14 protein-coding genes are annotated in these 12,930 nt (G+C 56.2%); 10 read left to right on the plus strand and 4 right to left on the minus strand.

Annotated elements, in window-relative coordinates; translation table 11 throughout:
• Positions 1-16: 16 nt before the first annotated feature.
• From yajC to FOY93_RS05130, 5 genes are all read left to right on the plus strand, one after another.
• Complete coding sequence (gene yajC / locus FOY93_RS05110; RefSeq protein ID WP_003859109.1) at positions 17-349, plus strand: preprotein translocase subunit YajC; 333 nt, start codon at positions 17-19, stop codon at positions 347-349.
• A gap of 27 nt (positions 350-376) precedes the next feature.
• Positions 377-2,224, plus strand: coding sequence for a protein translocase subunit SecD (gene secD, locus FOY93_RS05115; protein WP_071957349.1), 1,848 nt, complete (start codon positions 377-379; stop codon positions 2,222-2,224).
• A gap of 10 nt (positions 2,225-2,234) precedes the next feature.
• On the plus strand, positions 2,235-3,206 hold the full coding sequence (secF, locus tag FOY93_RS05120) for a protein translocase subunit SecF (protein ID WP_008503342.1): 972 nt from the start codon (positions 2,235-2,237) through the stop codon (positions 3,204-3,206).
• Positions 3,207-3,348: 142 nt separating this feature from the next.
• Positions 3,349-3,714: a VOC family protein gene (locus FOY93_RS05125; RefSeq protein WP_111963427.1), complete on the plus strand. Its 366-nt coding sequence runs from the start codon at positions 3,349-3,351 to the stop codon at positions 3,712-3,714.
• Positions 3,715-3,728: 14 nt separating this feature from the next.
• A complete protein-coding gene (locus tag FOY93_RS05130) occupies positions 3,729-4,409 on the plus strand; it encodes a helix-turn-helix transcriptional regulator (RefSeq protein WP_111963426.1) in 681 nt (226 codons plus the stop codon).
• A gap of 88 nt (positions 4,410-4,497) precedes the next feature.
• Here the strand turns inward: FOY93_RS05130 and FOY93_RS05135 are convergent, their stop codons facing one another.
• Together FOY93_RS05135 and FOY93_RS05140 are read right to left on the minus strand one after the other, a co-directional pair.
• Entirely contained in the window at positions 4,498-5,376 is an 879-nt protein-coding gene (locus FOY93_RS05135) for a nucleoside-specific channel-forming protein Tsx (protein WP_111963496.1), read from the minus strand.
• Between the two features lie 270 nt (positions 5,377-5,646).
• The gene (locus FOY93_RS05140; RefSeq protein WP_143344754.1) at positions 5,647-6,186 is read right to left on the minus strand and encodes a SadB/YajI family lipoprotein; all 540 of its coding nucleotides are present in this window, start codon (positions 6,184-6,186) and stop codon (positions 5,647-5,649) included.
• 152 nt (positions 6,187-6,338) lie between these two features.
• Between FOY93_RS05140 and nrdR the strand changes: the two genes are divergently transcribed.
• The 5 genes from nrdR to thiL all read left to right on the plus strand — a co-directional run bounded on the left by nrdR (position 6,339) and on the right by thiL (position 9,944).
• Complete coding sequence (nrdR, locus tag FOY93_RS05145; protein WP_008503337.1) at positions 6,339-6,788, plus strand: transcriptional regulator NrdR; 450 nt, start codon at positions 6,339-6,341, stop codon at positions 6,786-6,788.
• 4 nt (positions 6,789-6,792) lie between these two features.
• Positions 6,793-7,896: a bifunctional diaminohydroxyphosphoribosylaminopyrimidine deaminase/5-amino-6-(5-phosphoribosylamino)uracil reductase RibD gene (gene ribD / locus FOY93_RS05150; RefSeq protein WP_136195259.1), complete on the plus strand. Its 1,104-nt coding sequence runs from the start codon at positions 6,793-6,795 to the stop codon at positions 7,894-7,896.
• A gap of 87 nt (positions 7,897-7,983) precedes the next feature.
• On the plus strand, positions 7,984-8,454 hold the full coding sequence (ribH, locus tag FOY93_RS05155) for a 6,7-dimethyl-8-ribityllumazine synthase (protein ID WP_006176874.1): 471 nt from the start codon (positions 7,984-7,986) through the stop codon (positions 8,452-8,454).
• Between the two features lie 21 nt (positions 8,455-8,475).
• Entirely contained in the window at positions 8,476-8,895 is a 420-nt protein-coding gene (gene nusB / locus FOY93_RS05160) for a transcription antitermination factor NusB (RefSeq protein ID WP_006809908.1), read from the plus strand.
• 77 nt (positions 8,896-8,972) lie between these two features.
• Positions 8,973-9,944, plus strand: coding sequence for a thiamine-phosphate kinase (gene thiL, locus FOY93_RS05165; protein WP_063453537.1), 972 nt, complete (start codon positions 8,973-8,975; stop codon positions 9,942-9,944).
• A gap of 62 nt (positions 9,945-10,006) precedes the next feature.
• On the opposite strand, the gene FOY93_RS05170 is transcribed toward thiL, so the two are convergent.
• Together FOY93_RS05170 and dxs are read right to left on the minus strand one after the other, a co-directional pair.
• Positions 10,007-10,981: an aldo/keto reductase gene (locus tag FOY93_RS05170; RefSeq protein ID WP_133293877.1), complete on the minus strand. Its 975-nt coding sequence runs from the start codon at positions 10,979-10,981 to the stop codon at positions 10,007-10,009.
• A gap of 62 nt (positions 10,982-11,043) precedes the next feature.
• Positions 11,044-12,906 carry a 1-deoxy-D-xylulose-5-phosphate synthase gene (dxs, locus tag FOY93_RS05175; protein WP_133293878.1) on the minus strand — a complete coding sequence of 621 codons (1,863 nt, stop codon included), beginning with the start codon at positions 12,904-12,906 and terminating at the stop codon, positions 11,044-11,046.
• Between the last annotated feature and the right edge of the window lie 24 nt (positions 12,907-12,930).

A 12,930-nucleotide genomic window follows, 5' to 3' on the forward strand; every position in this document is an offset into this window, starting at 1 on the left:
TAATGAGGGAATTTGAATGAGCTTTTTTATTTCTGATGCGGTAGCGGCAACAGGTGCTCCAGCGCAGGGCAGCCCGATGTCTCTGATTCTGATGCTGGTTGTGTTCGGTCTGATCTTCTACTTCATGATCCTGCGTCCACAGCAGAAGCGCACCAAAGAGCACAAAAACCTGATGAACTCCATTGCGAAAGGCGATGAAGTGCTGACTAACGGTGGTCTGGTCGGTCGCGTAACCAAAGTGGCTGAAAACGGCTACATTGCTATCGCCCTGAACGACACCACTGAAGTGGTCATCAAACGTGACTTCGTAGCTGCCGTTCTGCCGAAAGGCACCATGAAGGCGCTGTAATCCCAACTTTTCCCAAAGGGAACTGCCGTGTTAAACCGTTATCCTTTGTGGAAGTACATCATGCTGGTCGTCGTGATTCTCGTCGGCCTGCTGTACGCGCTTCCCAACCTGTATGGTGAGGATCCGGCTGTTCAAATCACTGGCGCGCGCGGTGTCGCCGCCAGTGAGCAAACGCTGATCCAGGTCCAGAAAACGTTACAAGAAGAAAAAATTACCGCTAAGTCTGTGGCTCTGGAAGAGGGCGCAATTCTTGCTCGCTTCGACACCACCGACACGCAGCTCCGCGCTCGCGAAGCGCTGATGGGCGTGCTGGGTGACAAATACGTCGTGGCGCTTAACCTTGCCCCTGCAACCCCGCGTTGGCTGGCTGCGATGAAAGCAGAGCCAATGAAACTCGGTCTTGACCTGCGTGGCGGCGTTCACTTCCTGATGGAAGTGGATATGGATACCGCGCTCGGCAAGCTGCAGGAACAGAATATCGACAGCCTGCGCAGCGATCTGCGTGATAAAGGCATCGCTTACACCACCGTGCGTAAAGAAGATAACTACGGCATGAGCATCACGTTCCGCGACAGCGCGGCGCGCGATCAGGCTGTAGATTATCTGACTCAACGTCACCGTGACCTGGTGATCTCCTCGCAGGGCAGCAACCAGCTGCGTGCGGTTATGACCGATGCGCGCCTGAAAGAAGCGCGTGAATATGCCGTTCAGCAGAACATCAACATTCTGCGTAACCGTGTAAACCAACTGGGTGTGGCCGAGCCGCTGGTACAGCGTCAGGGTGCTGACCGTATCGTGGTTGAACTGCCGGGTATTCAGGACACCGCGCGTGCGAAAGAGATTCTGGGTGCGACCGCAACCCTGGAATTCCGTCTGGTGAATACCAACGTTGACCAGTCTGCTGCCGCTTCTGGCCGTATTCCGGGTGACTCCGAAGTGAAACAGACCCGCGAAGGTCAGCCAGTTGTGCTGTACAAACGCGTGATTCTGACCGGTGATCACATCACCGACTCCACGTCGAGCCAGGACGAATACAACCAGCCGCAGGTTAACATCTCGCTCGATAGCGCGGGTGGTAACATCATGTCTAACTTCACCAAGGACAACATCGGTAAACCGATGGCAACCCTGTTCGTGGAGTACAAAGACAGCGGTAAGAAAGATGCAAACGGTCGTGCTGTGCTGGTGAAAGAGGAAGAGGTGATTAACATCGCCAATATCCAGTCTCGTCTGGGTAACAGCTTCCGTATCACCGGCATCAACAACCCGAACGAAGCGCGTCAGCTCTCCCTGCTGCTGCGTGCCGGTGCGCTGATTGCGCCAATTCAGATTGTTGAAGAACGTACCATTGGTCCAACTCTGGGTATGCAAAACATCCAGCAGGGCCTGGAAGCGTGTCTGGCCGGTCTGGTGGTCTCTATTCTGTTCATGATCTTCTTCTATAAGAAGTTTGGTCTGATTGCGACCTCTGCGCTGATTGCGAACCTGGTGCTGATTATCGGCATCATGTCCCTGCTGCCGGGGGCGACGCTGACCATGCCGGGTATTGCGGGTATCGTTCTGACCCTTGCGGTGGCGGTCGACGCCAACGTACTGATTAACGAACGTATCAAAGAAGAGTTGAGCAACGGTCGTTCTGTTCAGCAGGCGATTGACGAAGGTTATAAAGGCGCGTTCAGCTCTATCTTCGATGCGAACGTAACAACACTGATCAAGGTTCTTATCCTGTATGCAGTGGGTACCGGCGCTATCAAAGGCTTTGCGATTACAACCGGTATCGGTGTCGCAACGTCAATGTTTACCGCTATTGTCGGCACCCGTGCCATCGTGAACCTGCTGTACGGCGGCAAGCGCGTCAAAAAGCTGTCTATCTGAGGAGTGCGTTGTGGCACAGGAATATACTGTTGAACAATTGAACCACGGCCGTAAAGTCTGGGACTTTATGCGCTGGGACTACTGGGCCTTCGGCATTTCAGGTTTCCTGCTGATTCTGTCCATCGTCATTATGGGCGTGAAAGGCTTTAACTGGGGGCTCGATTTTACCGGTGGTACGGTAATTGAGATCTCCCTGGAAAAACCGGTCGATATGGACCAGATGCGCGAATCGCTGCAGAAAGCGGGCTTTGAAGAGCCGCTGCTGCAGAACTTCGGCAGCAGCCGCGACATCATGGTACGTATGCCGCCGGTGCACGATGCCAACGGCAGCCAGGAGCTGGGCAGTAAGGTTGTTAGCGTGATTAACGAAACAACCAGCCAGAACGCGGCGGTTAAGCGTATTGAGTTCGTCGGCCCAAGCGTAGGTGCTGACCTGGCGCAGACCGGTGCGATGGCGCTGCTGGTGGCGCTGATCTCCATCCTGGTGTACGTCGGTTTCCGCTTTGAGTGGCGACTGGCGGCCGGTGTGGTTATCGCCCTGGCGCACGACGTGGTGATCACCATGGGCATACTGTCGCTGTTCCACATTGAGATTGACCTGACGATCGTGGCATCACTGATGTCCGTTATCGGTTACTCGCTGAACGACAGTATCGTGGTATCTGACCGTATTCGTGAAAACTTCCGTAAGATCCGTCGCGGTACGCCGTACGAAATCTTTAACGTGTCGTTGACCCAGACGCTGCACCGTACCTTGATCACCTCCGGTACTACCCTGATGGTGATCCTGATGCTGTTCCTCTTCGGTGGTCCGGTACTGGAAGGCTTCTCGCTGACCATGCTGATTGGTGTCACCATCGGTACGGCGTCGTCTATCTACGTTGCGTCCGCCCTGGCACTGAAACTCGGCATGAAGCGCGAGCACCTGCTCCAGCAGAAAGTCGAGAAAGAAGGGGCGGATCAGCCGTCCATTCTGCCGTAAGGCGACGTTTAGCGCGTTATCGAAATCCCGGTTGGTTGACCGGGATTTTTTTTATCTGCTCCTGACAAACACTCCTGACAGTATGCTGTCAGGAGCCCTGTCGTAGACTCCTTCTGAACCCAAACAACAGGCAGGAGGATGTATGAAAAGCGTCATTAACTGGTTTGAAATTCCGGTCTCGGATATGGATCGCGCCATCAAATTTTATGAGCCCGTGATGCAGCTTGCGCTGCGTCGCGAGAAAATGGACTGTGCGGAGCTGGCCGTTTTCCCGCATGAGGATCCGGGTACCGGAGGCGCACTGGCAAAATTTGACGGCGTTACACCGTCTTTGCAGGGCGCTATTATTTACCTGCATACTGACAATCTGGCGGCCACGCTCGATCGCATCGCCTCTGCGGGCGGCGAGTGCGTGTTTGGCCCGCTGGAACTGCCGCATGGCATTGGCACTATCGCCTTGTTTACCGACAGCGAGGGCAACCGCGTCGGGCTCCATCAACCTGCCTGAGAGCGGACAAAGTTATGACCCGACGCGCTGACCGTTTGTTTCAGATTGTGCAGATCCTGCGGGGCAGGCGTCTGACAACGGCAGCGCATCTCGCGGACCGGCTTGGCGTGTCCGAGCGTACGGTATATCGCGATATCCGCGACCTGTCGCTTTCCGGCGTGCCGGTGGAAGGTGAGGCGGGAAGTGGATATCGGCTGATGTCGGGCTTTGACCTGCCGCCGCTGATGCTGACAAATAAGGAGTCCGAGGCGCTGATCGTCGCGATTCGCCTGCTCAAAACCTGGGGTGGGGAATCGCTGTCGCGCGAGCTGGAGTCGGCTCAGGAGAAGGTGCTGGCGATTCTGCCCGAGGAGAGCCGCCGAAAGGCGGAGCAGACGCGGATCTACGCCCCGGACTTTTGCATGCAAAGCCACTCCCGCAGCGATTTTGACATGATTCATCAGGCGATTTCCGCCCAGCGCGTGCTGGCGCTGCATTACCGTGATGAAGCCGGACAGCTGTCTAAACGTGAGGTTCAGCCGCTGGGGCTATTCTTCTGGGGAGAGCGCTGGCTGCTGGCTGCGTGGTGTGAACGGCGCGATGACTATCGCTGTTTCCGGCTCGACCGATGCCTCAATATTGTGGCTACGGAGAGGCGTTTTAGCGAGAGCGCGGACAGGTCTCTGGCGGATTTTTTGCGGAAGGTGAAGCAGTAAAAGGCCGGGTGGCGGCTACGCCTTACCCGGCCTACATTTGGGTCGTAGGCCCGGTAAGCGTAGCGCCACCGGGCGAAACCCACACTGATTAGAAGTTGTAACCTACAACCAGGTAACCACCCCAACCGGTAGAACGGACGTTTTCTTTCATCCAATTCAGGTCGGCGTCGTCGTTCCACTGACCGCCGTTGTGCCAATAACGCGCCACTACAGAGTAGTGCCAGTGATCGTAGTTCAGCGCCAGGATGTGGCTGGAGGCGATGGAGTCGTTAGTACGCTGTTTAATACCGTTCTCTGCGTAACCGCTCTTATCTCCCAGTTCTGAACCCCAGTCGAAGTTGGTGAAGCCGATGTAGCTCAGGTTACCGCCCCACAGCTGAGTGATTGGTACAAAGTATTTCACTTTGAAACGGTAGCCATCCCACTCATTCTGGTTTTCTGCACCGTAGTTCTGCCACTGGTATTTCGCGTAAACGTTCAGGGACAGGCTCATTGGCAGGCCGGTGTCAACATCGGTACCTAGACCCATATACCAGGTGCTCTGACGACCAGACTCGTTGCGGCCCATGTCGTAGATATAGTTGTTCGCGAAGTACCACTCTTTGAACGGACCGAAGCTGAGGTCGGTGCCGGTCAGCTTGTCGATGGAGAAGCGCGGCTCGATCTCCATGAACAGCGGAGAACCGTGGTTCCAGATACCTTTTGCCTGAGAGTTACCGCCGAAGAAGACCGGTGCATCCATGTAGCCGTAGAAATCAAACCAGTCTTTCTTGGCGAATGCTTCGTACTCCAGGTAGGTATCGTTGCGGATCTGTGGTCCGAAACGGGTGTGGTAGCTGCCGACTACGTTAACGCTCTGGTGCCACCAGTCGGAGAGGTATTGTGGTTTATCGTTTTCCGCTGCGTTAACAGTGAAAGAGGAAGAAAGTGCCAGCACGGCGCCAGCTGCGAGTAATGTTTTTTTCATAATCATGCCACTGATTGAAATTCCCTTTCGGGAGTGAAAAATGCGCGAATTGCGTTTCTAAATATTTCGTGTTTCTGCGGTGCCTATTATAGGAATCCCTGCTCACAAAAATATGTGTTGTTTCACATATCTCTCACACGCGTAATCGATTGCGTTCACGTTTGCGTACTTTAAACGGGCGGGATTGTAGCGGCAATCATTTATGTTGCCAATCCATACGAAATGTAAATGTTAGCGGAGTGACATTGCGCTCCGCTAAAAAGGAGGGGATTAGTGCGCGGCGGGTTGAATGTCGTGAATGCGGATAAAGCCTAACTGTTCCGGCGTAACGCCGCTTAACTGAAGCGGAATATCCACATCGCTTGGTGCTAAAACACTGGCCGGGGCGGTGAAGAGCTGATTCTTCACGTTCACCTCCTGGTAATTCTCCGTTGTGCCCTGGATCTGGCCCCACTCGACGGTGCCGCTGAAGGCCGGAAGCGGATCGTTGGACTCTCCCTGGATGCGTAATGTTGCGCGAGTACCATCTGCGTTCGCCGCCACATTCACCAGAGACATTTTTAGCGTGCCGATCTGACTATTGAGACGCGCAGGCGTATTCGCGCCCGGCAGCAGATAAACCCCGCTGCTGGATTTGGCATTCAGCGCGTTTTGCTGGGTGATTTTCACCGTTTCTTTGTTCAGCTTGTCCATCGCCGTATTGAGCGTATTGACGCTCTGTTTCAACTGACGGACTTCGGTTTGCTGTGCACAGCCGCTAAGGGTGAAGAGGCTCCCCACCAGCAATATTTTCAGGTAACGTCTTGTCATTGCGTTTATTTCCTTGAAATAACGGATCGCCTTAATGGTAGCCAGCATCATCATGTGAGATATAGATCCTTTGTCTCAAAAAGCTCTTCCTTTGTTGTCAGGCCAGATCAGGGTAAAATGAAAATTAGTTAACCAGATAACAGGGATACCGTATGCATTGCCCATTCTGCTCCGCTGTGGATACCAAAGTCATCGACTCTCGTCTTGTGGGCGAAGGGTCATCCGTACGCCGTCGTCGGCAGTGTCTGGTGTGCAACGAGCGTTTCACGACCTTTGAGGTTGCAGAGCTGGTAATGCCGCGCGTGGTAAAAAGTAACGACGTGCGCGAGCCGTTTAACGAAGAGAAACTGCGCAGCGGGATGCTGAAGGCCCTCGAAAAACGTCCCGTCAGCGCGGACGACGTGGAGATGGCGTTAAACCACATAAAATCTTACCTTCGTGGTTTGGGTGAGCGTGAAGTGCCAAGCAAAATGATCGGCAACCTGGTGATGGAGCAGTTGAAAAAGCTCGATAAGGTCGCCTATATCCGCTTCGCCTCGGTCTACCGCAGCTTCGAAGACATCAAAGAGTTTGGCGAAGAGATCGCCCGCTTACAGGATTAAGCTCATGCAGGATGAGATTTACATGGCGCGAGCCATGAAGCTGGCGCAGCGCGGCCGTTTTACTACCCATCCCAACCCGAACGTCGGGTGCGTTATCGTCAACGATGGCGAGATTGTAGGAGAGGGGTTTCACTATCGGGCGGGCGAACCGCATGCCGAGGTTCATGCGTTGCGCATGGCCGGTGAGAAGGCGCGCGGTGCCACAGCCTACGTCACGCTGGAGCCCTGCAGCCATCACGGGCGTACGCCGCCGTGCTGTGAAGCGTTGATCGCGGCGGGTGTTTCACGCGTGGTCGCATCGATGCAGGACCCAAATCCGCAGGTGGCTGGACGCGGTCTGTATCGCCTGCAGCAGGAAGGCATTGACGTCAGCCATGGTCTAATGATGCAGGACGCGGAAGCGCTTAACAAAGGTTTCCTGAAGCGCATGCGCACGGGGTTCCCGTATATTCAGCTCAAGCTGGGCGCCTCGCTGGACGGCCGTACGGCAATGGCAAACGGTGAAAGCCAGTGGATCACTTCTCCACAGGCAAGGCGCGATGTGCAACGTCTGCGTGCGCAAAGCCATGCTATTCTCACCAGCAGTGAAACCGTTCTGGCTGACGATCCGGCCATGACCGTGCGCTGGGACGAGCTGAATGCCGATACCCAGGCCCTGTACCCGCAGGAGAACCTGCGTCAGCCGCTGCGTATTGTCATTGATAGCCAGAACCGCCTGACGCCGGAGCACCGCATCGTCCAGCAGCCGGGGGAAACCTGGATTGCCCGCACCAAAGAAGATACGCGCGAATGGCCGGAAGGCGTGCGCAGCATTCTGGTGCCGGAGCATAACGGCCATCTGGATCTGGTGGTGCTGATGATGCTGCTCGGCAAGCAGCAGGTGAACAGCATCTGGGTAGAGGCGGGGCCAACGCTTGCCGGTGCGCTCTTACAGGCCGGGCTGGTGGATGAACTGCTTGTTTACGTTGCGCCTAAACTGTTAGGCCACGACGCGCGCGGCCTGTTTGTGCTGCCCGGCCTTGAAAAACTGGCCGACGCACCGCAACTCACATTTAGCGAGATTCGTCCGGTAGGTCCGGATGTCTGCCTCCACTTAACGACAGCGTAATTGCTCCTGAAATAGGGAAGCAGTGCGCAAAGTATTATGATAAAATCCGCCCCCCTGCGGGGCCAAATGAACCCGTAAAGGAAGAGTATGAACATTATTGAAGCTGCTGTAGCTACCCCGGACGCTCGCGTCGCCATCACCATTGCGCGTTTCAACAACTTCATCAACGACAGCCTGCTGGAAGGTGCGATTGACGCCCTGAAACGTATCGGTCAGGTTAAAGATGACAACATTACCGTTGTTTGGGTTCCAGGCGCTTACGAACTGCCACTGGCGGCAGGCGCGCTGGCGAAAACCGGTAAATATGACGCGGTGATTGCGCTGGGTACCGTTATTCGTGGCGGCACTGCGCACTTCGAATACGTTGCGGGCGGTGCAAGCAACGGCCTGGCACACGTTGCGCAGGATGCTGAAATTCCTGTCGCATTCGGCGTGCTGACCACCGAAAGTATTGAACAAGCCATCGAACGTGCTGGCACCAAAGCCGGTAACAAAGGTGCAGAAGCTGCACTGACCGCGCTTGAAATGATTAATGTATTGAAAGCCATCAAGGCCTGATTTTTTTGTAAGGGGAATTCCGTGAAACCTGCTGCTCGTCGCCGCGCCCGTGAATGTGCCGTCCAGGCACTTTACTCCTGGCAGTTGTCCCAGAACGACATCGCTGATGTTGAATACCAGTTCCTGTCAGAACAGGACGTGAAAGACGTTGACGTTCTGTACTTCCGTGAACTGCTGTCGGGAGTGGCGACTAATAGCGCGTATCTCGATGGTCTGATGAAGCCATACCTGTCCCGTCTGCTCGAAGAGCTGGGCCAGGTAGAAAAAGCAGTGTTGCGTATTGCGCTGTTTGAGCTGTCTAAACGTGATGATGTGCCGTACAAAGTGGCCATCAACGAAGCGATCGAACTGGCGAAAACCTTCGGCGCTGAAGACAGCCACAAGTTTGTAAACGGCGTACTTGATAAAGCAGCACCTGCGATCCGTCCCCACAAAAAGTGATCCGCAAACCGGAGTCCTGCATTGCCTGACGGGCGGTGCGGCTCCGGTTTTTTCTTTTATTTGCTGAGGCATAACGTATGGCATGCGGCGAATTCTCCCTGATTGCCCGTTATTTCGACCGTGTCAGAACCTCTCGTCTTGATGTTGAAACCGGCATCGGCGATGACTGTGCACTTCTCAATATTCCCGAAAAACAGACGCTGGCCATCAGCACCGACACTCTGGTGTGCGGCCGACATTTCTTACCGGATATCGATCCTGCCGATCTGGCGTATAAGGCGCTGGCGGTTAACGTCAGCGATCTGGCGGCGATGGGGGCCGATCCCGCGTGGTTAACCCTGGCGCTGACGCTGCCAGAGGTAGACGAAGCCTGGCTTGAAGCTTTCAGCGATGCGCTGTTTGAGCAGCTTAACTACTACGATATGCAGCTGATTGGCGGTGATACAACTGCCGGGCCGCTGTCGATGACGCTGGCGATCCACGGCTATGTGCCGCTCGGCCGCGCGCTGAAGCGCTCGGGTGCAAAACCCGGCGACTGGATCTACGTCACCGGTACGCCGGGCGACAGTGCGGCAGGGCTGGCGATTCTCCAGGATCGCTTAACCGTAAAGGATGCCGACGATGCGGCGTATCTGGTGAAACGCCATCTGCGCCCGACGCCGCGTATTCTGCACGGCCAGGCGCTGCGCGAGCGCGCGAGCTCTGCTATCGACCTCTCTGACGGGCTGATCTCAGACCTTGGCCATATTTTAAAGGCCAGCGGCGTCGGTGCGCGCGTTGATCTGGATCTGTTCCCGCTGTCAGAGGAACTGCTTCGTCATGTCGAACCTGAGCAGGCGCTGCGCTGGGCGCTGTCCGGTGGCGAAGATTACGAGCTGTGCTTTACCGTTCCGGAGCTGAACCGTGGAACGCTCGACGTGGCGTTAGCGCATCTTGGTGCGAAATTCACCTGCATAGGTCAGATCATGCCGGAGAGTGAAGGGCTGAAGTTTGTGAAAGACGGTGCGCCGGTTACGCTGGACTGGAAAGGGTACGATCACTTTGCGTGAGTTTGTACGCTTTGTATTGCCGGGTGGCGGCTCCGCCTTACCCGGCCTACAAAAGATGGGGCTTATTTAAACCCCACCACCGGATGCTGCTGATACGGCGTCTCCAGCTCGGCAACCTGTTCGGGCGTCAGCGTGATATCCACCGCGTTTAACAGTTCGTCCAACTGCTCTTCCCGGGACGTGCCGATAATGGGAGCCGCGACGCCGCGCTTGCCCAGCAGCCACGCCAGCGCTACCTGGGCGCGGGTTGCGCCGGTATCATCGGCAATCCCGGCCAGGCGTTCGGCAATCAGTGCATCGCTGGCCTCTGTTCCTTCATAGAGATTTTTTCCCACTTCATCCGAGACCAGACGGGCCGTAGTTTCGCCCCACGGACGGGTCAGGCGGCCGCGCGCCAGCGGGCTCCACGGGATGACCGCCACGCCCTCCTGGTGGCACAGCGGCAGCATCTCGCGCTCTTCTTCGCGGTAGATCAGATTGTAGTGATCCTGCATGGTGACAAAGCCCGCCCAGCCGTGTTGGGCCTGGAGATCCAGCGCCTGGGCAAACTGCGACGCGTGCATAGACGACGCGCCGATGTAGCGCGCTTTACCGGCTTTGACCACGTCGTTGAGCGCCTCAAGCGTCTCCTCGATCGGCGTGTTGTAATCCCAGCGGTGAATTTGCAGCAGGTCGACGTAATCCATGTTCAGGCGTCTGAGGCTGTCATCAATGGAGCGTAGGATCTGCGCGCGAGAAAGGCCCTGCGGCAGGTCACCCACCGGGTAGTAGACCTTGGTGGCAACGACGATGTCATCCCGACGGGCAAAATCGCGCAGGGCGCGGCCGACAATCTCCTCGCTGCTACCGTCGGAGTAGCTGTTGGCGGTGTCAAAGAAGTTAATGCCGCCTTCGATGGCGCGTTTGATAATCGGACGGCTGCTCTCTTCCGGCAGCGTCCAGGCATGGTTTCCCCGATCGGGCTCGCCAAAGGTCATGCAGCCCAGACAAAGTCGGGATACCTTAAGGTCCGTTTTTCCTAATGTTGTGTATTGCACGGTTCCGCTCCTGCTGTTTAAACACCAGGTTTAAGCATAGCAGGAGCGGAAAAGGTGAGGGATCAGTCCAGCCAGGCGCGGATTTTAGCTTCGATACCGGCAGCGTCCAGGCCAATCGCCGCGCGGGCTTCGTCCTGGGTACCTTGCGGAATGAAATGATCCGGCAGGCCGAGGTTCAGCACTGGCACGGCTTTACGATTTGCCATCAGTACCTCGTTCACGCCGCTACCCGCACCGCCCATGATGGCGTTTTCTTCCAGCGTCACCAGCACGTCGTGGGCCTCAGCCATACTCAGGATCAGAGATTCGTCGAGCGGCTTCACAAAGCGCATATCCACCAGCGTGGCATTCAGCGTTTCAGCCACTTTCGCGGCCTCGGGCATCAACGTGCCGAAGTTCAGGATCGCCACTTTTTCACCGCGACGCTTAACCACTCCTTTACCAAGCGGCAGTTTTTCCAGCGGCTGAAGCTCAACGCCTACGGCATTGCCGCGCGGGTAGCGAACGGCGCTTGGGCCATCCTGATAGTGGTAGCCGGTAAACAGCATCTGACGACATTCGTTCTCGTCGCTTGGCGTCATGACAACCATATCCGGAATGCAGCGCAGGAACGACAGGTCAAACGCGCCCTGGTGCGTCTGACCATCGGCACCGACGATGCCCGCACGATCGATAGCAAACAGCACCGGCAGCTTCTGAATCGCCACGTCGTGGATCACCTGATCGTAGGCGCGCTGCAGGAAGGTGGAATAGATAGCGACAACCGGCTTGTAGCCGCCGATCGCCAGGCCCGCTGCAAACGTCACCGCGTGCTGCTCGGCAATGGCGACGTCAAAATACTGGTCCGGGTATTTTCGGGAGAATTCGACCATGCCGGAGCCTTCGCGCATGGCCGGGGTAATCGCCATCAGCTTGTTGTCTTTTGCGGCGGTTTCGCACAGCCAGTCGCCGAAGATTTTTGAATAGCTCGGCATGCCGCCGCTGCTTTTTGGCAGACAGCCGCTGGACGGGTCAAATTTAGGCACCGCGTGGAAGGTGATCGGATCTTTTTCCGCCGGTTCGTAGCCACGCCCTTTTTTGGTCATGATGTGCAGGAACTGCGGGCCTTTCAGGTCGCGCATGTTCTTGAGCGTGGTCACCAGACCCAGCACGTCGTGACCGTCAACCGGCCCAATATAGTTAAAGCCCAGTTCTTCAAACAGGGTGCCCGGCACGACCATGCCTTTGATGTGCTCTTCGGTACGCTTGAGCAGCTCTTTGATCGGCGGTACGCCGGAGAAGACCTTTTTACCGCCTTCACGCAGCGAGGAGTAAAGCTTGCCGGAGAGCAGCTGCGCCAGATGGTTGTTTAGCGCGCCGACGTTTTCGGAAATCGACATTTCGTTATCGTTGAGGATAACCAGCATGTCCGGCTTGATGTCGCCCGCGTGGTTCATGGCTTCGAAGGCCATACCGGCGGTGATTGCGCCGTCGCCAATCACGCAGACGGTGCGGCGCTGCTTGTTCTCTTTCTCGGCGGCAACGGCAATACCGATGCCCGCCGAAATGGAGGTAGAGGAGTGGCCGACGCTCAGCACGTCGTACTCGCTCTCACCGCGCCACGGGAACGGGTGCAAGCCGCCTTTCTGACGAATTGTGCCAATTTTATCGCGACGTCCGGTCAGAATTTTGTGCGGATAGGCCTGGTGACCCACGTCCCAGATGAGCTGATCGAACGGCGTGTTATAGACGTAGTGCAGCGCCACGGTCAGCTCTACCGTGCCAAGCCCGGAGGCGAAATGGCCGCTGGAGCGGCTTACGCTGTCGAGCAGGTAGCGACGCAGCTCGTCGCACAGCTTCGGCAGGCTCTCTTTCGGCAACAGACGTAACTCCTGGGTGGAGTCAACTAACGCCAGTGTCGGGTATTTGGCAATATCAAAACTCATCAAAGGCTCATCGAGATATATAGT

The organism is Enterobacter sp. 18A13 (assembly GCF_007035975.1).
Taxonomy (GTDB): Bacteria; Pseudomonadota; Gammaproteobacteria; order Enterobacterales; family Enterobacteriaceae; genus Enterobacter; species Enterobacter vonholyi.

What these genes read in the sequence shown, in the direction of transcription:
- yajC (WP_003859109.1), top strand. Translation starts at nt 17, where the DNA reads ATGAGCTTTTTTATTTCTGATGCGGTAGCGGCAACAGGTGCTCCAGCG.
- FOY93_RS05125 (WP_111963427.1), top strand. Translation starts at nt 3,349, where the DNA reads ATGAAAAGCGTCATTAACTGGTTTGAAATTCCGGTCTCGGATATGGAT.
- FOY93_RS05130 (WP_111963426.1), top strand. Translation starts at nt 3,729, where the DNA reads ATGACCCGACGCGCTGACCGTTTGTTTCAGATTGTGCAGATCCTGCGG.
- FOY93_RS05135 (WP_111963496.1), bottom strand. Translation starts at nt 5,376, where the DNA reads ATGAAAAAAACATTACTCGCAGCTGGCGCCGTGCTGGCACTTTCTTCC.
- FOY93_RS05140 (WP_143344754.1), bottom strand. Translation starts at nt 6,186, where the DNA reads ATGACAAGACGTTACCTGAAAATATTGCTGGTGGGGAGCCTCTTCACC.
- nrdR (WP_008503337.1), top strand. Translation starts at nt 6,339, where the DNA reads ATGCATTGCCCATTCTGCTCCGCTGTGGATACCAAAGTCATCGACTCT.
- ribD (WP_136195259.1), top strand. Translation starts at nt 6,793, where the DNA reads ATGCAGGATGAGATTTACATGGCGCGAGCCATGAAGCTGGCGCAGCGC.
- ribH (WP_006176874.1), top strand. Translation starts at nt 7,984, where the DNA reads ATGAACATTATTGAAGCTGCTGTAGCTACCCCGGACGCTCGCGTCGCC.
- thiL (WP_063453537.1), top strand. Translation starts at nt 8,973, where the DNA reads ATGGCATGCGGCGAATTCTCCCTGATTGCCCGTTATTTCGACCGTGTC.
- dxs (WP_133293878.1), bottom strand. Translation starts at nt 12,906, where the DNA reads ATGAGTTTTGATATTGCCAAATACCCGACACTGGCGTTAGTTGACTCC.